We start from the raw sequence: 22,308 nt of genomic DNA, 5'->3' as shown, positions 1-22,308 counted from the left end.
CAGCCATTTTGTAGCAAAATCTATCGACCGTGACGCTGCAACCATTGCCCGGCCAGAACCCGCGCCTTCGCATCCGCAGTAAACACGGCTTCGAGATCGTCCAGGGCCACCACCGGCTCCAGACTCAAGACTTCCTCGATGATACTCGCGATTTCCAGGTAACGTACCCGTCCGTCGAGAAACGCCGCCACCGCTACTTCGTTGGCCGCGTTAAGCATCGCCGGCGCGCTGTCACCCGCTTCGGCAGCTTGCCGCGCCAGACGCAGGCAAGGGAAACGCTGCTCATCCGGAGCTTCGAAGTCCAGACGTGCGATTGCAAACAGATCCAGCGGTGCCACGCCCGAATCGATGCGCTCCGGCCAGGCCAGGGCGTTGGCGATCGGCGTACGCATATCGGGATTGCCCAATTGCGCCAGCACCGAACCGTCCACATAGTCGACCAGCGAATGGATCACGCTCTGCGGATGAATCACGACCTCGACTTGCGACGGCCTTGCATCGAACAACCAGCAGGCTTCGATCAATTCGAGGCCCTTGTTCATCATGCTGGCCGAATCCACGGAGATCTTGCGTCCCATGGACCAGTTCGGATGGGCGCAAGCCTGGTCAGGCGAAACATGCGCCAGCTCGGCCATCGGTGTCTGCCGGAAGGGACCGCCGGAGGCTGTCAGTAAAATCCGACGCACGCCCACTGAGCTCAACCCACGAGCAAAATCCTGAGGCATGCACTGGAAAATCGCATTGTGTTCGCTGTCGATCGGCAACAGCACCGAGCCGCTCTTGCGTACCGCCTGCATGAACAAGGCGCCGGACATCACCAGCGCCTCTTTGTTGGCCAGAAGGATTTTCTTGCCGGCCTCGACCGCCGCCAGCGTCGGGCGCAACCCCGCCGCACCGACAATCGCCGCCATGACCGCATCGACTTCAGGGGCTGCAGCCACCTGACACAAGCCCTCCTCCCCGACCAACACACGGGTCGGCAGACCGGCCGCACGCAAGTCGTCCTGCAGACCGCGCGCGGCAGCGACTTCCGGCACCACGGCGAACTGCGGCACATGGCGCACACACAGGGCGAACAGCTCACTCAGGCGAGTGAAGCCGCTCAGTGCGAACACCTGATAGCGCTCAGGGTGACGAGCAATGACATCGAGGGTGCTCAGACCGATCGAGCCGGTCGCCCCAAGGACGGTAATCTGCTGTGGGCGACTCACGGTGCAGCCATCCACAACAGCACGGCAAATACCGGAATCGCCGCCGTGAGGCTGTCGATACGATCAAGCACGCCACCATGACCCGGAAGCAGATTACTGCTGTCCTTGATGCCGGATGAGCGTTTGAACATGCTTTCGGTGAGATCACCGACAACGGAAATGAACACGATCAGCGCAGCGCCGATCAGGCCTTTAAGCAGCTCGGCAACCGTCCAGTCGCGTACCAGACCGACAATGGCGGTAATCACCAGACTCAGCGCCAGACCGCCATAGACACCTTCCCAGCTCTTGCCCGGACTGACCTGCGGTGCAAGCTTGCGCTTGCCGAAAGCTCGACCGGAGAAGTAAGCGCCAATATCTGCACCCCAGACCAGCACCATCACCGCCATGATCAACCAGTTGCCCAGTGGGTACTGCTTGATCTGCACCAGGCCTTGCCAGGCCGGCAACAGGATCAACAGACCGATCACCAGCTTGGTCGCCGCACTGGACCAGTGCTCGCTCGACTGCGGATAGGTCAGTACCAGCCAGGTCGCCACCATCCACCACAGTACTGCCGCGCCCAGCACCCACGGCGCGAGGACGGGCAAGATGTACATGACGAACAGCATCAGCGCGACCGCGGCGGCATAACCGACACGGAACGTCTGGCCATTGAAACCGGCAAGCCGCGCCCACTCCCACGCGCCCAGACTGACCACCAGCCCGATGAACAGCGCAAAGCCGGAACCTTCGAGCAGGAAAAAACCGCACAAGGCGATCGGCAACAGGATCAGCGCAGTGATGATTCGTTGTTTAAGCATTAAACCCGGGCTCCAGCTTCAATCTGCTCACTCGTTTTACCGAAGCGACGCTGACGAGAAGCGAAATCGGCCAGCGCATTGCGCATGGCATCGTGTTTGAAGTCCGGCCAGAACAGGTCGGAGAAGTACAGCTCGGCGTAGGCCAGCTGCCACAGCAGGAAATTGCTGATGCGGTGCTCACCACCCGTGCGGATACACAGATCCGGCAACGGCAGGTCGCCGGTGGCCAGACAGGTCTGCAGCAGATCCGGCGTGATGTCCTCCGGACGCAGGTGTCCGGCCTGGACTTCCCGCGCCAGACGCTGCGCAGCTTGTGCGATATCCCACTGACCGCCGTAGTTGGCTGCGATCTGCAGAATGAAGCGGTTGGCACCGGCGGTCATGGCTTCGGCCTCGCGCATCGCCGCCTGAAGCTCAGGGTGGAAGCGCGAACGATCGCCAATGATCCGCAAGCTGATGTTGTTGTCGTTGAGGCGCTTGGCCTCACGACGCAACGCCTTGAAGAACAGATCCATCAAGGCGCTGACCTCATCGGCCGGGCGCTGCCAGTTCTCACTGGAAAACGCGAACAGGGTGAGCACTTCGACCTTGGCCTCAGCGCACACCTCGATCACTGCCCGTACAGCATCCACGCCCGCTTTATGCCCGGCGACACCCGGCATAAAGCGTTTTTTCGCCCAGCGATTGTTGCCATCCATGATGATCGCGACATGGCGCGGCACCGCGGACGGCGCAGTCTGCTTGGTCTTGTCCATTAAAACTCGACCCTTATACGGCCATCAGGTCTTTTTCTTTCTCAGCCAGTTTCGCGTCGATCTCGGCCACGTACTTCTTGGTCAGATCGTCGATTTCGCCAGTGGCGCGACGCTCTTCGTCTTCGCTGATTTCCTTTTCCTTGACCAGATCCTTCAGCGAGCTGTTGGCATCGCGACGGATGTTGCGCACGGCAACACGGGCGTCTTCGGCCACATCACGCGCCTGCTTGGTGAAACCACGACGGGTTTCTTCGGTCAGGGCCGGCATGCTGATCAGCAGCAATTCACCCAGGTTGGTCGGGTTCAGGTTCAGACCTGCACTGCCGATCGCCTTGTCGACAGCACCGAGCATGTTGCGCTCGAACGCAACCACTTGCAGGGTACGGGCGTCTTTGACGGTGATGTTGGCGACTTGCTTGATCGGGGTGTCCGCGCCGTAGTACGGCACCATCACGCCTTCCAGAATGCTTGGGTGCGCCTGGCCGGTACGGATACGGCCGAAGTTGTGAGCCAGAGACTCAACGGACTTCGTCATGCGCTCTTTGGCGTCTTTCTTGATTTCGTTGATCATTGTTGAACTTCCTCGATCAGGGTTCCTTCAGCGCCGCCGTGTACGATGTTCAGCAGGGCGCCGGGCTTGTTCATGTTGAATACGCGCAGCGGCATCTTGTGATCGCGGCACAGGCAAATAGCTGTCAGATCCATTACACCCAGCTTGCGATCCAGTACTTCATCATAAGTCAGATGATCGAACTTCTCGGCATGCGGGTCCTTGAATGGGTCAGCGGTGTAGACGCCATCGACCTTGGTTGCCTTGAGCACGACATCGGCATCGATTTCAATGGCGCGCAGGCAGGCTGCCGAATCCGTTGTGAAGAACGGGTTGCCGGTACCGGCCGCGAAAATCACCACGTCCTTGGAGTTCAAGTGGCGCATGGCTTTGCGACGATCATAGTGATCGGTTACGCCCACCATGGAAATGGCCGACATCACGATGGCCGAGATATTGGCACGTTCCAGCGCGTCGCGCATGGCCAAGGCATTCATCACAGTGGCCAGCATGCCCATGTGGTCGCCTGTCACCCGATCCATGCCAGCCTTGCTCAAGGCTTCGCCACGGAACAGGTTGCCACCGCCGATCACCAGACCGACCTGAACGCCGATACCGACCAGTTGGCCGACTTCCAGCGCCATGCGATCCAGAACCTTCGGATCGATCCCGAACTCTTCCGAGCCCATCAGGGCCTCGCCGCTAAGCTTGAGTAGAATGCGTTTATAGCGAGCCTGATAACCACTGCCCTGCTGAGCCATTGCGAATCTCTCCTGCGGCGTATTTAAAAATTCTTTGCGAGCTGTTTACAGCTGGCGTTCACTCTAGCTTGGCGCTGCTTCAGCGCCATCGGAACATGGCTTTGTAAGTCAGTTCCAAGTGGAAACCAATTAAAAATTGGTAACCCCATCTGAAAAGAGGCTGCGCGCGTGAGCGGGCAGCCTCTTTCGGGCGACAGTTGAAAAACCGTCTTATTGCTTGGCTGCAGCCAGCTGGGCAGCAACTTCTTCAGCGAAGTTGTCGACCGGCTTCTCGATGCCTTCGCCTACTTTGAAGTAGGTGAAGGAAACGATTTCTGCGCCGCCTTTCTTGGCCAGCTCGCCAACCTTGATTTCAGGGTTCTTGACGAACGCCTGCTCAACCAGGCTCGCTTCTGCCAGGAACTTGCTGATACGGCCTTTGACCATGTTCTCAACAATGTTTTCTGGCTTGCCTTTGATCTTCTCTTCGTTCAGCTGCATGAACACAGCTTTTTCACGCTCGATCGCTTCAGCCGAAACTTGCGAAGGCAGCAGGAACTCAGGGTTGCTGGCAGCTACGTGCATCGCGATGTCTTTGGCCAGCTCGACGTCACCGCCTTTCAGAGCCACAACAACACCGATCTTGTTGCCGTGCAGGTACGAACCTACAACGTCACCTTCGATACGGGTCAGACGACGGATGTTGACGTTCTCGCCTACTTTGGCAACCAGTGCTTCGCGAGCGGCTTCTTGAGCAGCGATCAGCGGAGCAGCGTCGGTCAGCTTGTCAGCGAAGGCTTTTTCAACGCTGGCAGCAACAAAGTTTTTGAAGTCGTCTTGCAGGGCCAGGAAGTCGGTCTGCGAGTTCACTTCCAGGATAACGGCAGCTTTACCGTCGTCCTTGATTGCGATTGCGCCTTCAGCGGCAACGTTGCCAGCCTTTTTCGCAGCCTTGATCGCGCCCGAAGCACGCATGTCATCAATGGCTTTTTCGATGTCGCCGTCAGCCTTTTCCAGGGCTTTCTTGCAGTCCATCATGCCTTCGCCGGTACGCTCGCGCAGTTCTTTAACCAACGCTGCAGTAATTGCTGCCATTTTCAAATTCCTCTTGGATAGGTTTTCAACCATTCCACCCGATCGAACGGGCGTTCAATTCTTCCCGAACCAGCTTGTAGCCGCTGCACGTTACAGATGCTGTAGCTGCGCCGCCGACAAATGGTTTTCGAGGTGGCAAAAAGGGGGCCAAGCCCCCTTTTTGCTTACTGAGTCAACGCCAAGGCGTCAATTACTCAGCTGCAGCCTGAGTTTCTTCAGCTGCGAATTCTACAGTGCCGCCAGCAACGTTGTTGCGACCACGGATAACAGCGTCAGCCATCGAACCCATGTACAGCTGGATAGCGCGGATGGCGTCATCGTTACCTGGGATGATGTAGTCAACGCCTTCCGGGCTGCTGTTGGTATCGACAACGCCGATTACCGGGATGCCCAGCTTGTTGGCTTCGGTGATCGCGATGCGCTCGTGGTCAACGTCGATCACGAACAGTGCGTCAGGCAGACCGCCCATGTCCTTGATGCCGCCCAGGGAGCGATCCAGCTTTTCCAGGTCACGGGAGCGCATCAGCGCTTCTTTCTTGGTCAGCTTGGCGAAAGTACCGTCTTCGGCTTGAACTTCAAGGTCACGCAGACGCTTGATGGAAGCACGAATGGTTTTGAAGTTGGTCAGCATGCCGCCCAACCAGCGGTGATCGACGTACGGCGAACCGCAACGTGCTGCTTCTTCAGCAACGATCTTGCCAGCGGAACGCTTGGTGCCGACGAACAGAATCTTGTTTTTGCCCTGGGCCAGACGCTCTACGAAAGTCAGAGCTTCGTTGAACATTGGCAGGGTTTTTTCAAGGTTGATGATGTGAATCTTGTTACGCGCGCCGAAAATGTACTTACCCATTTTCGGATTCCAGTAACGGGTTTGGTGACCGAAGTGCACACCGGCCTTCAGCATATCGCGCATGTTGACTTGGGACATGATAGTTCCTTAATAAGTCGGGTTTGGCCTCCACGTATCCCAATGACCAACCAGTGGCATAAAGCCAAAAGCACCCAGGTCATCGTGTCGACACGTGTGTGGATTTAAGCTTTTCGGGGTATCCCCGGAAAGCGGCGCATTTTATACCACAGGGTGCGCAGAAACGGAACCCGGAATCTGTAATCGCACCCGGGACATGGACGCAGCCCCCTTGGAATCGCCTTCAAGCGCACCATTGTATAGAGAGACACGATGCACGCAGGCGCGGATTTGCTCCTTTCGTCTGTTAGAATCGGGTTTTTCAGGGTCGCAAAACGCACATGTGCCACCCAATACGTATCAACAAGCGCCGCCGAGCGCAGAGAGAGCCTGTATGACCGTCAACCTCAAAACCCCCGAGGACATCGCTGGCATGCGTGTCGCCGGCAAACTGGCCGCCGATGTGCTGGAAATGATTGCCGAACACGTCAAACCGGGCGTTACCACCGATCAACTGAACCAGATCTGCCACGATTACATCGTCAACGTGCAGCAGGCCATCCCCGCCCCACTGAATTACAAGGGTTACCCGAAGTCGATCTGCACTTCGATCAACCATGTGGTCTGCCATGGTATTCCGAACGACAAGCCGCTGAAAAACGGCGACACCCTGAACATCGACGTGACCGTGATCAAGGACGGCTACCACGGTGACACCAGCCGCATGTTCCACGTCGGCGAAGTACCGGTCTGGGCCGAGCGCCTGTCGCAAGTCACTCAGGAATGCATGTACAAGGCCATCGAGATCGTCAAACCTGGCTGCCGCCTCGGCGATATCGGCGAAATCATCCAGAAGCACGCGGAAAAGAATGGCTTCTCGGTGGTCCGCGAATTCTGCGGCCACGGCATCGGCAAGGTGTTCCACGAAGAACCGCAGATCCTGCACTACGGTCGCGCCGGCACCGGCATGGAACTGAAGGCCGGCATGACCTTCACCATCGAACCGATGATCAACCAGGGCAAGGCCGACACCAAGGTGCTGGGTGACGGCTGGACCGCGATCACCAAGGACCGCAAACTCTCGGCGCAGTGGGAACACACCTTGCTGGTCACCGACACCGGCTACGAGATCTTCACCCTGCGCGCCGACGACACCATCCCGCGCGTATCGGCCTGATCCGCAACGCTCCCAGCCTTATATAGAAGGAAAGCCAACCGATGCCGCAGGTGGATCCCGAACTCTTCGACCGCGGCCAGTTCCAGGCAGAACTGGCTCTGAAAGCGAGTCCTATCGCGGCGTTCAAAAAGGCGATCCGCCAGGCACGCGAAGTGCTCGACGCGCGCTTTCGCAGTGGCCGCGATATCCGCAGGCTGATCGAAGACCGCGCCTGGTTCGTCGACAATATCCTGCAAAAGGCCTGGGAGCAGTTCAACTGGAGCGAGGACGCCGACATCGCGCTGGTTGCGGTCGGCGGTTATGGCCGGGGGGAGTTGCATCCCTATTCCGACATCGACTTGCTGATCCTGCTGGACAGCGCCGATCACGAAGTTTTCCGTGATTCCATTGAGCGCTTTCTGACCTTGCTGTGGGACATCGGCCTGGAAGTAGGTCAGAGCGTTCGCTCGGTCGACGAGTGCGCCGAAGAGGCCCGTGCCGACCTGACGGTGGTCACCAACCTCATGGAAAGCCGCACCATCTGCGGCCCCGAGCATCTGCGCCAGCGCATGCTCGACGTCACCAGCACTGCGCACATGTGGCCGGCCAAGGAGTTCTTCCTGGCCAAGCGCGCCGAACAGAAGGCCCGTCACCACAAATACAACGACACCGAGTACAACCTGGAACCCAACGTCAAAGGCTCGCCGGGCGGCCTGCGGGATATCCAGACGATTCTGTGGGTGGCCCGTCGTCAATACGGCACCCTCAACCTGCGCGCCCTGGCCGGCGAAGGCTTTCTGGTCGAGAGTGAAAACGCACTGCTGGCCTCCTCCCAGGAATTTCTCTGGAAGGTGCGCTACGCCCTGCACATGCTCGCCGGTCGCGCCGAAGACCGCCTGCTGTTCGATCATCAGCGCACCATCGCCGGTTTGCTGGGGTTTGAAGGTGACGACGCCAAGCAGGCCGTCGAAAACTTCATGCAACAGTATTTCCGCGTCGTGATGAGCATCGCTCAACTCAGCGACCTGATCATCCAGCATTTCGAGGAAGTCATCCTCGCCCCCGAAGATGAAGCACCGCCGCAGCCAATCAATTCGCGCTTCCAACTGCATGACGGCTATATCGAAGCACGCAACGACAACGTGTTCCGCCGCACGCCGTTCGCCATGCTCGAGATTTTCGTGCTGATGGCCCAGCAGCCGGAAATCAAAGGCGTACGGGCAGACACCATTCGTCTGCTGCGGGAGAACCGTCACCTGATCGACGACAATTTCCGCAACGACATCCGCAATACCAGCCTGTTCATCGAGCTGTTCAAGTGCAAGATCGGCATCCACCGCAATCTGCGGCGGATGAATCGCTACGGCATTCTCGGGCGTTACCTGCCGGAGTTCGGCTTTATCGTCGGGCAGATGCAGCACGACCTGTTCCACATCTATACGGTTGATGCGCACACCCTGAACCTGATCAAACACCTGCGTAAGTTGCAGTACACCCAGGTGTCGGAAAAATTCCCGCTGGCGGCCAAGCTCATGGCCAAGCTGCCCAAGCCCGAACTCATTTACATGGCGGGGCTGTACCACGACATCGGCAAGGGCCGGCATGGCGATCACTCGGAAATCGGCGCGGTCGATGCCGAGGCGTTCTGCCAGCGCCATCAATTGCCGGTGTGGGACAGCCGCCTGATTGTCTGGCTGGTGCAAAACCATCTGGTGATGTCGACCACTGCCCAGCGCAAGGATTTGTCCGACCCGCAAGTGATCCACGATTTCGCTCAGGCCGTCGGCGACGAAACCCGCCTCGACTACCTGTACGTGCTGACCGTGGCCGACATCAACGCGACCAACCCGACCCTGTGGAATTCATGGCGCGCCAGCCTGTTGCGCCAGCTCTACACCGAGACCAAGCGCGCCTTGCGTCGCGGCCTGGAGAACCCGGTGGATCGTGAAGAACAGATCCGCCAGACCCAAAGCGCTGCGCTGGATATTCTGGTGCGCGGCGGCACCGATCCGGACGACGTCGAGCAATTGTGGGCGCAGTTGGGCGATGACTATTTCCTGCGGCACACCGCCGGCGACGTGGCCTGGCACAGCGATGCGATCCTGCAGCAGCCGGCCGATGGCGGGCCGCTGGTACTGATCAAGGAAACCACCCAGCGCGAATTCGAGGGCGGTACGCAGATCTTCATTTATGCCCCGGACCAACACGACTTCTTCGCCGTGACCGTGGCAGCAATGGACCAGCTCAACCTGAACATTCACGACGCCCGGGTCATCACGTCCAGCAGCCAGTTCACCCTCGATACCTACATTGTGCTCGACAACGACGGGGAATCCATCGGTGACAACCCGGCGCGGATCAAGCAGATACGCGAAGGCCTCACCGAAGCCCTGCGCAACCCGGACGACTACCCGACGATCATTCAGCGCCGGGTCCCGCGCCAGCTCAAGCACTTCGCCTTTGCACCGCAGGTGACGATCCATAACGACGCCCAGCGTCCGGTGACCGTGCTGGAACTGACCGCGCCTGACCGGCCAGGTTTGCTGGCACGCATCGGCGGGATTTTCCTCGAGTTCGACCTGTCGCTGCAGAACGCCAAGATTGCGACCCTGGGCGAGCGGGTGGAAGACGTGTTCTTCATCACCGACGCCCACAACCAACCATTGTCCGACCCGTTGCTGTGCAGCCGTCTGCAGGATGCGATCGTTGAGCAACTGAGCGTCAATCAGGAACCCGATATCAAATTGTCGCGCATCAGTATCTGATGGCGCCCCGGATTCAAATGGCTTTGCGAGAGACCCTGCCCCAATGAACAACGCTCTGAACCAGCTCCAGCCGTACCCGTTCGAAAAGCTCCGCGCCCTGCTCGGCACCGTAACGCCAAATCCGGACAAACGCCCGATCGCTCTGTCGATCGGCGAGCCGAAACACCGTTCGCCAAGTTTTGTCGCCGAAGCGCTGGCCAACAGTCTGGATCAGATGGCGGTATACCCGACCACCCTCGGCATCCCGGCCCTGCGCGAAGCCATCGCTGGCTGGTGCGAGCGTCGTTTCGGCGTGCCGAGCGGCTGGATTGACCCGGCGCGTAATGTGCTGCCGGTCAACGGTACCCGTGAAGCGTTGTTCGCCTTCACCCAGACCGTGGTCAACCGTGGCGATGACGCCCTGGTGGTCAGCCCGAACCCGTTCTATCAGATCTACGAGGGCGCGGCGTTTCTCGCCGGCGCCAAGCCGCACTACCTGCCATGCCTGGACGAGAATGGCTTCAACCCGGACTTCGACGCGGTATCGCCAGAAATCTGGAAACGCTGCCAGATCCTGTTCCTGTGCTCGCCGGGCAACCCGACCGGCGCACTGATTCCGGTCGATGTGCTGAAAAAACTGATCGCCCTGGCCGACGAATACGACTTCGTCATCGCCGCCGACGAGTGCTACAGCGAACTGTACTTCGACGAACAGACGCCACCGCCGGGCCTGCTCAGCGCCTGCGTCGAACTGGGCCGCAAGGATTTCAAGCGCTGCGTGGTGTTTCACAGCCTGTCCAAACGCTCCAACCTGCCAGGCCTGCGCTCCGGTTTCGTCGCGGGTGATGCCGACATCCTCAAGGGCTTCCTGCTGTATCGCACCTACCACGGCTGTGCGATGCCGGTGCAAACGCAACTGGCCAGCGTGGCCGCGTGGAACGACGAAGTGCACGTGCGCGCCAACCGTGCGCTGTACCGCGAGAAGTTCGACGCGGTCCTGGCAATCCTCAGCCCGGTGATGGATGTGCAGCGTCCGGATGGCAGTTTCTACCTGTGGCCAAACGTGCAAGGTGATGACGCGGCGTTTTGCCGGGAGCTGTTTGCCGAAGAACACGTGACCGTGGTGCCCGGCTCCTACCTGTCCCGCGATGTAGACGGTGTCAACCCGGGTGCCGGTCGCGTGCGCATGGCACTGGTTGCGCCACTGGCTGAATGCGTCGAAGCGGCGGAACGTATTCGCGCCTTCATCACACGGCACAAGTAAGCATCCGATTGCCCGCGCCAGACGCTCTGGCGCGGGCAAATCCGCAGGCTATTTGACCTGTCCCAGATTCGCCTCACTCAAATCCAGCTCACCCAAGACCTCCCGCAACACGTCATCGCCAATCTGATGCTGCCGACTGAGGCTATACAGTTCGAGGCGCTGCGCCCGTAGGGCCTTCAAACGCAGCCGGCGCTCCAGCAGATCCATCTGAAACGCCAACGCCTGGGCTTCGGCGGAATCGTTGAAGACCTCAAGTTGATGGCGATACTCGGACATGATCCGCGCTTTCAGTTCCGCCGAGAGTGCCGCCTGAGCGGCGTCCTGCGGGGCGACCTCTTCGGTTTCCAGCGCATGGATCGCCGCCTCGGCAGTCTTGCGCCAGGCATCGCGCACTTCCTGACGGCGCTTGTCATCCGGGCTTTTTTCGATGCCCCGCAGCAACAGTGGCAGCGCGATACATGCCGAGATCAGCGACAGCAGAATTACCCCGGCGGCGATGAAGATCAGCAGGTCACGCTCGGGGAAAGCCTCGCTACCCATCAGCATCGGCACCGACATCACACCGGCCAGCGTCACCGCACCTCGCACCCCACCGACAGTCAACAGCCAGCAGGAACGCGCCGTCGGCACTTGCGTCAGCTCGCCCTTGCCGCGCAAACGTCGCAGCAGCACCGACAAGCGCCAGATACTCTGCACCCAGATAAACCGCAGCAGTACCAGCGCGAGGAAAATCGCCACGACATCAAGGCAGCGATAGAACAGCGTCGGCCACAACGTCGGCTCGTGGCTGACCACGGCTTTGATGATGTCCGGCAATTGCAGGCCCAGCAGCAGGAAGATCAAACCATTGAAGGCAAACTCCAGCAATGACCAGACGCTGCGATTGAGCAAGCGGGTGCTGGTCTGGCGGGGCAACAGATCGAGCCAGCTCTGCATCATCCCCGCCGCCACCGCCGAAAGAATGCCGGAAGCGCCCAACCGCTCGGCCAGCACATACGCCGCGAAAGGCAGCAGTAACATGAACACCACGTGGGTGGCCGGATCATCCCAGCCGCGAGCGATCATCCACGCACGCAAGCGCCCGACCAGCCAGCTCAGCGCGACGCCCACCGCCAGACCACCAACCGCCACCAGTACAAACGTCAGACTGGCATTGGCCAGCGAAAATACTCCGGTCACTGCGGCAGCGAGGGCGAACTTGAATGTCACCAGGCCTGACGCGTCGTTCATCAGCGCCTCGCCCTGCAACATGTGCATCAGTGGCGTCGGCAAGCGGTTCTGCGAAATCGCCGAGACGGCCACCGCATCCGTCGGCGACAGCACGGCGGCCAGGGCGAAAGCCACCGGCAGCGGAATCGTCGGCAGCAGCCAATGAATGAAGTAACCCGCTCCGACCACGGTGAACAGAACGAGTCCGACCGCCAGGGTCAGAATCGGCCCGCGCAACTGCCAGAACTCGCGCTTGGGCATGCGCCAGCCATCGGAAAACAGCAACGGTGGCAGGAATAGAAACAGGAACAATTCGGGATCAAGGGCCACGTGCAGACCGAGGGTCGGCCAGGCGAGCAAGGCGCCAGCGGCGATTTGCACCAGAGGAAGCGGCAGCGGGATGACCCGTCCGACCAGCCGCGAGACGCTGACCAGCATCAGCAGGATCAGGACGGTATAAGCGGTTTGCATAAAGCGGAAATCTCAGACGATCGACAGCGTTGAACTGCCATATTAGCCGCTTAGGATGCGTCTGGCGTTTGCACCTATGTCGCACGCGTACACGCCGCACCAATGTGGGAGCGAGCTTGCTCGCGAATACGGTGTGTCATTAACAGAGATTTTGACTGACACGGCCCCTTCGCGAGCAAGCTCGCTCCCACAGGGTTTTGCATTGCCAAATCGACCTGAGGCGCCGCGAACCGGTTTGGTCATGGCATAATCCGACACCATTTTTCTCCAGCACCTGTAAAGGGGGCGATTCCTTGACCGTTTCAAGTAAAACGTTGCACCTTTTCGGCATCAAAGCCTGCGACACCATGAAGAAGGCGCGCACCTGGCTCGATGAACACGCTGTCAGCTACGACTTTCATGATTACAAAACCGCCGGTATCGACCGTGAGCACCTGACTCAATGGTGTGACGAGCACGGCTGGCAAACGGTGTTGAACCGTGCAGGCACGACCTTTCGCAAACTCGACGACGAACGTAAAGCCGATCTCGACCAGTCGAAAGCCATCGAACTGATGCTCGCTCAACCCTCGATGATCAAGCGCCCGGTGCTCGATCTCGGTGACCGAACCCTGATTGGCTTCAAGCCAGACATCTACGCGGCTGCACTCCAGTAAGCAGCCCGTCACTTATTGCTAGAGGTATTCACATGTCCAAATCCCTGTTCAGCATCGCCTTTGGTGTCGGCACTCAGAACCGTCAAGGCGCGTGGCTGGAAGTGTTTTACGCCCAGCCACTGCTCAACCCGTCGGCCGAACTGGTCGCCGCTGTTGCGCCGATCCTCGGCTACACCGAAGGCAACCAGGCCATCGCCTTCACCACCGCGCAGGCTGCGCAACTGGCTGAAGCGGTCAAAGGCATCGACGCCGTGCAAGGCAAGCTGCTGACCCGTCTGGCCGAGAGCCACAAGCCGCTGGTCGCCACCCTGCTGGCGGAAGACGCACAGCTGACCTCGACACCTGAGGCCTACCTCAAGCTGCACCTGCTGTCCCACCGTCTGGTCAAGCCGCACGGCGTGAGCCTGGCCGGGATCTTCCCGCTGCTGCCGAACGTGGCCTGGACCAGCCAGGGCGCGATCGACCTGAGCGAACTGGCCGAGATGCAACTCGAAGCCCGCCTGCGCGGCGAGCTGCTGGAAGTGTTCTCGGTGGACAAGTTCCCGAAAATGACCGACTACGTGGTTCCGGCCGGCGTGCGCATCGCTGACGCTGCGCGTCTGCGTCTGGGTGCCTACGTGGGCGAAGGCACCACCGTGATGCACGAAGGCTTCATCAACTTCAACGCCGGCACCGAAGGCCCGGGCATGATCGAAGGCCGCGTGTCCGCTGGCGTGTTCGTCGGCAAGGGCTCGGATCTGGGCGGCGGCTGCTCGACCATGGGCACCCTGTCGGGTGGCGGCAACATCGTGATCAAGGTCGGCGAAGGCTGCCTGATCGGTGCCAACGCCGGTATCGGTATCCCGTTGGGCGACCGCAACACCGTCGAGTCGGGCCTGTACGTGACCGCCGGCACCAAGGTGGCACTGCTGGACGAGCACAACAACCTGGTCAAGGTGGTGAAGGCGCGTGAGCTGGCCGGTCAGACTGACCTGCTGTTCCGTCGCAACTCGGAAACCGGTGCCGTGGAGTGCAAAACCCACAAATCGGCAATCGAGCTGAACGAAGCGCTGCACGCTCACAACTAAGCAGCACATCGACCTCCTGTGGGAGCAAGCTTGCTCGCGAAGCTTTTGGCGTATTCAAGAACGCCTTCGCGAGCAGGCTCGCTCCCACAGTGTCTTGTGTACATCCCGCCCAAGTTCACAGGGCTGAACAAATGATGATTCCCTCCCCCTGGCGCGCCGACTTTCCGGCCATCGCCGCCCTGCAACGGCAAGACCAGACCTATCTGGACAACGCCGCCACCACGCAAAAACCGCAAGCCCTGCTTGACGCACTGACGCATTACTACGCCAACGGCGCGGCCAATGTGCATCGTGCGCAGCACCTGCCCGGCGCTCACGCGACGCAGGCGTTCGAAGACAGTCGGCTCAAGGTGGCCCAGTGGCTGAATGCCGGTGACAGCGGGCAGATCATCTTCACTCACGGCGCCACCAGTGCGCTGAATCTCCTGGCCTATGGCCTGGAACATCTTTTCCACCCGGGCGATGAAATTGTCATCAGCGCCCTGGAGCATCACGCCAACCTGCTGCCGTGGCAGCAACTGGCGCAGCGGCGCGACCTGAAACTGGTGATCCTGCCGCTGGATGCCGCCGGTTTTATCGACCTCGCGGCCGCCGTGCATCTGATCGGCCCACGTACACGTTTGCTGGCGGTCAGTCAGTTATCCAATGTGCTCGGTGCCTGGCAGCCATTGCCAGCGCTATTGGGCATGGCCAAGGCACAGAACGCCCTGACCGTGGTCGATGGCGCGCAAGGTGTGGTGCACGGTCGCCACGACGTGCAGGCGCTGGGTTGTGACTTCTATGTGTTTTCCAGCCACAAGCTGTACGGCCCCGATGGCCTCGGCGTGCTGTTCGGGCGCAACAAGGCGCTTGAGCAACTGAAGCCCTGGCAGTTCGGCGGCGAAATGGTGCTGGAAGCCAATTATCACGATTCACGTTTTCGCCCTGCTCCGCTGGGTTTCGAGGCGGGTACGCCGCCGATCGCCAGCGTGATCGGCCTCGGTGCGACCCTCGACTACCTGGCCGGCCTGGACCAGGACGCAGTGTCCGCGCACGAAGCGGCGCTGCATGACTATCTGCTCAAGGGCCTGCACGCTCGCAATGGCATCCGTCTGCTGGGCAAGCCGCAACTGGCGTTGGCCAGTTTTGTCGTCGAAGGCGTGCACAACGCCGATCTGGCGCACCTGCTGACCGAGCAAGGCATTGCCGTGCGCGCCGGGCATCACTGCGCCATGCCGTTGCTGAAAAGCCTGGAGCTGGCCGGGGCGATTCGTGTTTCGCTGGCGTTGTACAACGATTCCGAGGATCTGGAACGCTTCTTCGAAGCGCTGGATCAGGCGCTGGAGTTGTTGCGATGAGTCTGCCGCCCGCCGCTGCCGAAGCGCTGCACACTTTTCAGAATGCCGCCGGTTGGGAACAGCGTGCGCGGTTGCTGATGCAGTTTGGCGATCGCCTGCCACCGCTGGACGATGCAGATAAAAACGACGCCAACCGCGTGCATGGTTGTGAAAGCCAAGTGTGGTTGGTGGGCTCGCTGAATGACGGCCACTGGCAGTTTTCGGCAAGTAGTGATGCGCGGATGATTCGCGGGTTGGTGGCGTTGTTGCTGTTGCGGGTCAATGGTCTGAGCGCTGCTGAATTGCAGCAAGTGGATCTGCCGGACTGGTTCAACGAACTGGGGCTTTCGCGGCAACTCTCGCCTTCGCGCAGTAATGGTCTCAATGCCGTACTTCAGCGGATGAATGAGTTGGCAGGTTAATCGCCATCGCTGGCAAGCCAGCTGCCATAGGGCTCTATGGTCTTCACAAATGCAGTGAACCAACCAAATACCTGTGGGAGCTGGCTTGCCAGCGATGAGGCCATAAGCCCCGACATCAAACCTGAGGCTTGAGCCGATCCACCGGGCGCCGGACACCCGCCACAATCTTGTCCACCGCCTTGGTCGCCGCGACCATGCCGAATGTCGCCGTCACCATCATCACCGCGCCAAACCCGCCGGCGCAGTCGAGCTTCACGCCATCGCCGACAAAACTCTTCTGCAAACAGATACTGCCGTCCGGTTTCGGATAGCGCAGCTGTTCGGTGGAGAACACGCACGGCACGCTGTAATGGCGGGTCACGGTGCGCGAGAAGCCGTAGTCGCGACGCAAGGTCGAACGCACTTTTGAAGCCAGTGGATCGTTGAACGTACGGTTCAGGTCGCACACCTGAATCAACGTCGGATCAATCTGCCCGCCCGCACCGCCGGTGGTGATGATCTGGATCTTGCGCCGCTTGCACCAGGCAATCAGCGCAGCCTTGGCGTTGACCGCGTCGATGCAGTCGATCACGCAGTCAATGTTCGGCGTGATGTATTCGGCCATGGTCTCGCGGGTGACGAAATCGGCCACGGCGTGCACCGTGCAGTCCGGGTTGATCCCGCGCAGGCGCTCGGCCATCACTTCGACCTTGGGTTTGCCAACGGTGCTGTCCAGCGCATGCAACTGCCGGTTGGCGTTGCTGACGCAGACGTCGTCGAGGTCGAACAGCGAAATCTCGCCGACACCACAGCGGGCCATGGCTTCCGCCGCCCAGGAGCCGACGCCACCGACGCCAACGATCGCCACATGGGCCGCGCGCAGGCGCTCGAGACCCTCGATGCCATACAAACGGGCGATGCCTGCAAACCGTGGATCTTCTGTACTCATGACCATTACCCCAAAAACCGGCGCGCATTATAGGGCTACGCAGCGACAAGTTTTAACCTTCGAGCTAAAAGTGTAAGAACTTAAGTCAAAGTCGGATGCCCAATATCCGGCATTTCCTTGTCTTGTGTACGACTAGTGGAGTGCCGGTGTAGGATTCGCGCCCTTTTGGCGTAAGCCGATCCGTTCCTTCGTTCCACAGCCTTTGGAACCCGAAATAGCTATGTCATCGCGTAAATTTGGTCTCAACCTGGTGGTGGTTCTGGCAATCGCCGCCCTGTTCACCGGTTTCTGGGCGCTGATCAACCGCCCGGTCTCCGCGCCCAACTGGCCGGAGCAGATTTCCGGTTTCTCCTATTCGCCATTCCAACAGGGACAATTCCCACAGAAGGATCAGTATCCGACTGACGATGAAATGCGCCGCGACCTGGAGATCATGAGCAAGCTGACGGACAACATCCGCATCTACTCGGTCGACGGTTCGCTGCAGGACATCCCGAAACTGGCGGAAGAATTCGGTCTGCGCGTGACGCTGGGGATCTGGATCAGCCCTGACCAGGAACGCAACGAGCGGGAAATCCAGCGCGCCATCGAACTGGCGAACACTTCGCGCAGCGTGGTTCGCGTGGTGGTCGGCAACGAAGCGATCTTCCGCAAGGAAATCACCGCCGAACAACTGAGCGTGCTGCTTGATCGCGTGCGGGCGGCCGTCAAGGTGCCGGTGACCACCTCCGAGCAATGGCACGTCTGGGAAGAACATCCGGAACTGGCCAAGCACGTCGACCTGATCGCGGCGCACGTCCTGCCCTACTGGGAATTCATTCCCGTGGACAAGGCCGGGCAGTTCGTCTTCGACCGCGCCCGCGACCTGAAAAAGCTGTTCCCGAAAAAACCGCTGCTGCTGTCCGAGGTCGGCTGGCCGAGCAACGGTCGCATGCGCGGTGGCGCCGATGCGTCGCCGGCGGATCAGGCGATATACCTGCGCACGCTGGTCAACAAACTTAACCGTCAGGGCTTCAACTACTTCGTGATCGAAGCCTTCGACCAGCCGTGGAAGGCCAGTGACGAAGGTTCGGTGGGCGCCTACTGGGGCGTATTCAACGCCGCGCGTCAGCAGAAGTTCAACTTCGAAGGCCCGGTGGTGGCGATCCCGCAATGGCGCGTACTGGCCATCGGTTCGGTGGTGCTGGCGCTGCTGTCGCTGACCCTGCTGATGATCGACGGTTCGGCCCTGCGTCAGCGCGGCCGTACCTTCCTGACCTTTATCGCGTTTCTCTGCGGTTCGGTGCTGGTGTGGATCGGCTACGACTACAGCCAGCAATACAGCACCTGGTTCAGTCTGACCGTGGGTTTCCTCTTGGCGCTGGGTGCGCTCGGGGTATTTATCGTGCTGCTCACCGAGGCCCATGAACTGGCCGAAGCGGTGTGGATTCACAAGCGGCGACGCGAATTCCTGCCGGTAATCGGTGATTCGGACTATCGACCGAAAGTCTCTATTCACGTGCCCTGCTACAACGAGCCGCCAGACATGGTCAAACAGACCCTCGATGCCTTGGCTGCCCTCGATTATCCGGACTATGAAGTCCTGATCATCGACAACAACACCAAAGACCCCGCAGTCTGGGAGCCGGTGCGCGACTACTGTGAAACCCTGGGGCCGCGCTTCAAGTTCTTCCACGTCTCGCCCTTGGCCGGGTTCAAGGGCGGCGCGCTGAACTACCTGATTCCGCACACCGCCAAGGACGCCGAAGTGATCGCGGTGATCGACTCCGACTACTGCGTGCACCCGAACTGGCTCAAGCACATGGTGCCGCACTTCGCCGATCCGAAAATCGCCGTGGTGCAGTCGCCGCAGGATTACCGCGACCAGAACGAAAGCACCTTCAAGAAGCTCTGCTACGCCGAATACAAAGGCTTCTTCCACATCGGCATGGTCACCCGCAACGACCGTGACGCGATCATCCAGCACGGCACCATGACCATGACCCGCCGCTCGGTCCTGGAAGAACTGGGCTGGGCCGACTGGTGCATCTGTGAGGACGCCGAACTGGGTCTGCGCGTGTTCGAAAAAGGCCTGTCGGCGGCGTATTACCACGACAGTTACGGCAAGGGCCTGATGCCGGATACCTTCATCGACTTCAAGAAACAGCGTTTCCGCTGGGCTTACGGCGCGATCCAGATCATCAAGCGCCATACCGGCAGCCTGTTGCGCGGCAAGGACACCGAGCTGACCCGTGGTCAGCGTTACCACTTCCTTGCGGGCTGGTTGCCGTGGGTCGCGGACGGCATGAACATCTTCTTCACCGTCGGCGCGCTGTTGTGGTCGGCGGCGATGATCATCGTGCCGCAACGGGTCGATCCGCCGCTGCTGATTTTCGCGATCCCGCCGTTGGCGCTGTTCGTGTTCAAGGTCGGCAAGATCATCTTCCTGTACCGTCGCGCCGTCGGCGTGAACCTCAAGGATGCGTTCTGCGCGGCGCTGGCCGGGCTGGCGTTGTCGCACACCATCGCCAAAGCGGTGCTGTACGGCTTCTTCACCAGCAGCATTCCGTTCTTCCGCACACCGAAAAACGCCGACAACCATGGCTTCTGGGTGGCGATTTCCGAAGCACGGGAAGAGCTGTTCATCATGTTGCTGCTGTGGGGCGCGGCGCTGGGGATCTACCTGGTGCAAGGCATTCCGAGCAACGACATGCGCTTCTGGGTGGCGATGCTGCTGGTGCAGTCGCTGCCTTACGTCGCGGCACTGATCATGGCGTTCCTCTCGTCGCTGCCGAAACCTTCGGCGGCGCCTGAGCCGGCGCCTGTCGTCTAATTCCTCGACGAAGCACTAAACGGCGGCCAATGGTCGCCGTTTTGCTTTAAGATAACCGCCATTTTGCGGGGCTTGGCGTGATACGCGGTGTAACTGACCGAACCCAATCCCCGTGGGAGCGAGCTTGCTCGCGAAGGCTTTGTAAAATTCAACCCTTATGTTGCCTGATACACCGCTTTCGCGAGCAAGCTCGCTCCCACATTGGCCCTCGCTCAAATTCATGATCCCGGAGTTTTCCATGACGGCCCACGCCGACCTTTCGCCGACCCTCCAACTCGCCATCGACCTGATCCGCCGCCCGTCCGTGACGCCAGTCGACGCCGATTGCCAGAAGCAGATGATGCAGCGCCTGGGCGATGCCGGTTTCACCCTGGAGCCGATGCGCATCGAGGATGTGGATAACTTCTGGGCCACCCACGGCAACGACGAAGGCCCGGTGCTGTGCTTCGCCGGCCACACCGACGTGGTGCCGACCGGTCCGGTGAGCGCCTGGCAGATCGACCCGTTCAACGCCGTCATTGATGAACACGGCATGCTCTGCGGCCGTGGCGCAGCGGACATGAAAGGCAGCCTGGCGTCGATGACCGTGGCCGCCGAGCGCTTCGTCGCCGACTACCCGAACCACAAAGGCAAGGTCGCGTTCCTGATCACCAGCGACGAGGAAGGCCCGGCGCACCACGGCACCAAGGCTGTGGTGGAACGGCTGGCAGCGCGCAACGAACGTCTGGACTGGTGCATCGTCGGCGAACCGTCGAGCACTACCCTGGTCGGCGACGTGGTGAAAAACGGTCGGCGCGGCTCCCTCGGTGCCAAGCTCACTGTTCGCGGTGTTCAGGGCCATGTGGCCTACCCGCATCTGGCGAAGAACCCGATCCACCTCGCCGCCCCGGCGCTGGCCGAACTGGCTGCCGAGCACTGGGATCACGGCAACGATTTTTTCCCGCCGACCAGCTTCCAGATTTCCAACGTCAACTCCGGCACCGGCGCGACCAACGTGATCCCGGGCGATCTGGTGGCGGTGTTCAACTTCCGCTTTTCCACCGAATCGACCGTCGAAGGCCTGCAGAAGCGCGTAGCCGACATCCTCGACAAACACGGTCTGGACTGGCACATCGACTGGGCGCTGTCCGGCCTGCCGTTCCTCACCGCAGCCGGGCGCGCTGCTCGACGCGGTGTCGTCGAGCATCCGCGACATCACTGGCCGCGAGACCAAGGCGTCCACCAGTGGCGGTACGTCCGATGGCCGTTTCATCGCGACCATGGGCACCCAGGTGGTTGAGCTGGGCCCGGTCAACGCGACCATTCACCAGGTCAACGAGCGCGTGCTGGCAGCCGATCTCGACGTACTGACCGAGATCTACTACCAGACCCTGATCAAGTTGCTCGCCTGATGCTCGCGTGCCCGATCTGCAGTGAACCGCTGAACAGCGTGGACAACGGCGTGGTCTGCCCCGCCGGCCACCGCTTCGACCGTGCGCGTCAGGGTTACCTGAACCTGTTGCCGGTGCAGCACAAAAACAGCCGCGATCCCGGCGACAACCAGGCCATGGTCGAGGCGCGCCGCGACTTCTTGAATGCCGGGCATTATGCGCCGGTGGCCAAACGCCTGGCCGAACTGGCGGCGAGTTACGCCCCGGATCGCTGGGTCGATATCGGTTGTGGCGAGGGTTACTACACCGCACAGATCGCCGAGGCTTTGCCGAACGCAGATGGCTACGCGCTGGACATCTCCCGCGAAGCCGTCAAACGCGCCTGCAAGCGCAACCCGGCCCTGACTTGGTTGATCGCCAGCATGGCCCGCGTGCCGTTGGCGTCGGGCAGTTGCCAGTTTCTCGCCAGCGTTTTCAGCCCGCTGGACTGGGAAGAGGCCAAGCGCCTGCTCAGTGTCGGCGGCGGCCTGATGAAGGTCGGCCCGACCAGCGGCCATCTGATGGAACTGCGCGAACGGCTGTACGACGAAGTGCGCGAATACACCGACGACAAGCATCTGGCCCTGGTGCCCGAAGGCATGGCGCTGGCGCACAGCGAAACCCTGGAATTCAAACTGACGCTGGACAAGCCCGAGGATCGCGCCAACCTGCTGGCAATGACACCTCACGGCTGGCGCGCCAGTGCCGAGCGTCGTGCAGCGGTGATCGAACAGGCCGAGCCGTTCGTGACCACCGTGTCGATGCGCTACGATTATTTCGTTCTTCAATAACT

At 60.4% G+C, this 22,308-nt stretch carries 18 protein-coding genes and 1 pseudogene; 10 read left to right on the top strand and 9 right to left on the bottom strand.

Features of this window, described 5'->3' with window-relative positions; genetic code table 11:
- Positions 1–20: 20 nt before the first annotated feature.
- The 7 genes from ispC to rpsB all read right to left on the bottom strand — a co-directional run bounded on the left by ispC (position 21) and on the right by rpsB (position 6,082).
- Positions 21–1,211, bottom strand: a complete 1,191-nt coding sequence (gene ispC, locus ACXX9E_RS11270; protein WP_123465084.1) for a 1-deoxy-D-xylulose-5-phosphate reductoisomerase — start codon at positions 1,209–1,211, stop codon at positions 21–23.
- Positions 1,208–2,014: a phosphatidate cytidylyltransferase gene (locus tag ACXX9E_RS11265; protein WP_458555435.1), complete on the bottom strand. Its 807-nt coding sequence runs from the start codon at positions 2,012–2,014 to the stop codon at positions 1,208–1,210. Before ACXX9E_RS11265 ends, ispC begins: the two co-directional genes overlap by 4 nt.
- Positions 2,014–2,769, bottom strand: coding sequence for a polyprenyl diphosphate synthase (gene uppS, locus ACXX9E_RS11260; protein WP_064120741.1), 756 nt, complete (start codon positions 2,767–2,769; stop codon positions 2,014–2,016). The genes ACXX9E_RS11265 and uppS overlap by 1 nt, the downstream gene beginning before the upstream one ends.
- A 13-nt stretch (positions 2,770–2,782) precedes the next feature.
- On the bottom strand, positions 2,783–3,340 hold the full coding sequence (frr, locus tag ACXX9E_RS11255) for a ribosome recycling factor (RefSeq protein WP_123465080.1): 558 nt from the start codon (positions 3,338–3,340) through the stop codon (positions 2,783–2,785).
- Positions 3,337–4,080 (bottom strand): UMP kinase, encoded by a 744-nt coding sequence (gene pyrH / locus ACXX9E_RS11250; RefSeq protein WP_011332683.1) that lies wholly within the window; start codon positions 4,078–4,080, stop codon positions 3,337–3,339. Before pyrH ends, frr begins: the two co-directional genes overlap by 4 nt.
- A 210-nt stretch (positions 4,081–4,290) precedes the next feature.
- Positions 4,291–5,154, bottom strand: a complete 864-nt coding sequence (gene tsf / locus ACXX9E_RS11245) for a translation elongation factor Ts (RefSeq protein WP_123465078.1) — start codon at positions 5,152–5,154, stop codon at positions 4,291–4,293.
- Between the two features lie 190 nt (positions 5,155–5,344).
- Positions 5,345–6,082 carry a 30S ribosomal protein S2 gene (gene rpsB / locus ACXX9E_RS11240; RefSeq protein WP_003222119.1) on the bottom strand — a complete coding sequence of 246 codons (738 nt, stop codon included), beginning with the start codon at positions 6,080–6,082 and terminating at the stop codon, positions 5,345–5,347.
- 373 nt (positions 6,083–6,455) lie between these two features.
- Here rpsB and map point away from each other — a divergent pair, with 373 nt between their 5' ends.
- The 3 genes from map to dapC are packed head-to-tail and all read left to right on the top strand — an operon-like array spanning position 6,456 to position 11,225.
- Positions 6,456–7,238: a type I methionyl aminopeptidase gene (gene map, locus ACXX9E_RS11235; RefSeq protein WP_007964271.1), complete on the top strand. Its 783-nt coding sequence runs from the start codon at positions 6,456–6,458 to the stop codon at positions 7,236–7,238.
- Positions 7,239–7,279: 41 nt separating this feature from the next.
- Positions 7,280–9,982: a [protein-PII] uridylyltransferase gene (locus tag ACXX9E_RS11230; RefSeq protein ID WP_123465076.1), complete on the top strand. Its 2,703-nt coding sequence runs from the start codon at positions 7,280–7,282 to the stop codon at positions 9,980–9,982.
- A 43-nt stretch (positions 9,983–10,025) separates the two neighbouring features.
- Positions 10,026–11,225: a succinyldiaminopimelate transaminase gene (dapC, locus tag ACXX9E_RS11225; RefSeq protein ID WP_422495974.1), complete on the top strand. Its 1,200-nt coding sequence runs from the start codon at positions 10,026–10,028 to the stop codon at positions 11,223–11,225.
- 48 nt (positions 11,226–11,273) lie between these two features.
- Here dapC and ACXX9E_RS11220 read toward each other — a convergent pair whose 3' ends face one another.
- Positions 11,274–12,905: a Na+/H+ antiporter gene (locus ACXX9E_RS11220; RefSeq protein WP_123465072.1), complete on the bottom strand. Its 1,632-nt coding sequence runs from the start codon at positions 12,903–12,905 to the stop codon at positions 11,274–11,276.
- 293 nt (positions 12,906–13,198) lie between these two features.
- Between ACXX9E_RS11220 and ACXX9E_RS11215 the strand changes: the two genes are divergently transcribed.
- The 4 genes from ACXX9E_RS11215 to ACXX9E_RS11200 all read left to right on the top strand — a co-directional run bounded on the left by ACXX9E_RS11215 (position 13,199) and on the right by ACXX9E_RS11200 (position 16,366).
- Complete coding sequence (locus ACXX9E_RS11215; RefSeq protein ID WP_123465070.1) at positions 13,199–13,561, top strand: ArsC family reductase; 363 nt, start codon at positions 13,199–13,201, stop codon at positions 13,559–13,561.
- A 32-nt stretch (positions 13,562–13,593) separates the two neighbouring features.
- Positions 13,594–14,628: a 2,3,4,5-tetrahydropyridine-2,6-dicarboxylate N-succinyltransferase gene (gene dapD / locus ACXX9E_RS11210; RefSeq protein WP_123465068.1), complete on the top strand. Its 1,035-nt coding sequence runs from the start codon at positions 13,594–13,596 to the stop codon at positions 14,626–14,628.
- Positions 14,629–14,759: 131 nt separating this feature from the next.
- The gene (locus ACXX9E_RS11205; RefSeq protein ID WP_458555434.1) at positions 14,760–15,965 is read left to right on the top strand and encodes an aminotransferase class V-fold PLP-dependent enzyme; all 1,206 of its coding nucleotides are present in this window, start codon (positions 14,760–14,762) and stop codon (positions 15,963–15,965) included.
- Positions 15,962–16,366: a SufE family protein gene (locus ACXX9E_RS11200; protein WP_186745109.1), complete on the top strand. Its 405-nt coding sequence runs from the start codon at positions 15,962–15,964 to the stop codon at positions 16,364–16,366. Before ACXX9E_RS11205 ends, ACXX9E_RS11200 begins: the two co-directional genes overlap by 4 nt.
- 115 nt (positions 16,367–16,481) lie before the next feature.
- Here the strand turns inward: ACXX9E_RS11200 and tcdA are convergent, their stop codons facing one another.
- Complete coding sequence (gene tcdA / locus ACXX9E_RS11195; RefSeq protein ID WP_437180211.1) at positions 16,482–17,300, bottom strand: tRNA cyclic N6-threonylcarbamoyladenosine(37) synthase TcdA; 819 nt, start codon at positions 17,298–17,300, stop codon at positions 16,482–16,484.
- A 214-nt stretch (positions 17,301–17,514) separates the two neighbouring features.
- Between tcdA and ACXX9E_RS11190 the strand changes: the two genes are divergently transcribed.
- The 3 genes and pseudogenes from ACXX9E_RS11190 to ACXX9E_RS11180 all read left to right on the top strand — a co-directional run bounded on the left by ACXX9E_RS11190 (position 17,515) and on the right by ACXX9E_RS11180 (position 22,306).
- Entirely contained in the window at positions 17,515–20,106 is a 2,592-nt protein-coding gene (locus ACXX9E_RS11190; protein ID WP_123465060.1) for a glycosyltransferase, read from the top strand.
- A gap of 238 nt (positions 20,107–20,344) precedes the next feature.
- Positions 20,345–21,497: pseudogene (gene dapE, locus ACXX9E_RS11185) on the top strand (succinyl-diaminopimelate desuccinylase).
- The gene (locus tag ACXX9E_RS11180; RefSeq protein WP_123465056.1) at positions 21,497–22,306 is read left to right on the top strand and encodes a putative RNA methyltransferase; all 810 of its coding nucleotides are present in this window, start codon (positions 21,497–21,499) and stop codon (positions 22,304–22,306) included. The pseudogene dapE and the gene ACXX9E_RS11180 overlap by 1 nt, the downstream one beginning before the upstream one ends.
- Positions 22,307–22,308 lie beyond the last annotated feature (2 nt).

The sequence above is a fragment of the Pseudomonas sp. GNP014 genome (assembly GCF_054344005.1).
This window is presented reverse-complemented; position numbering and strand designations above follow the sequence as displayed.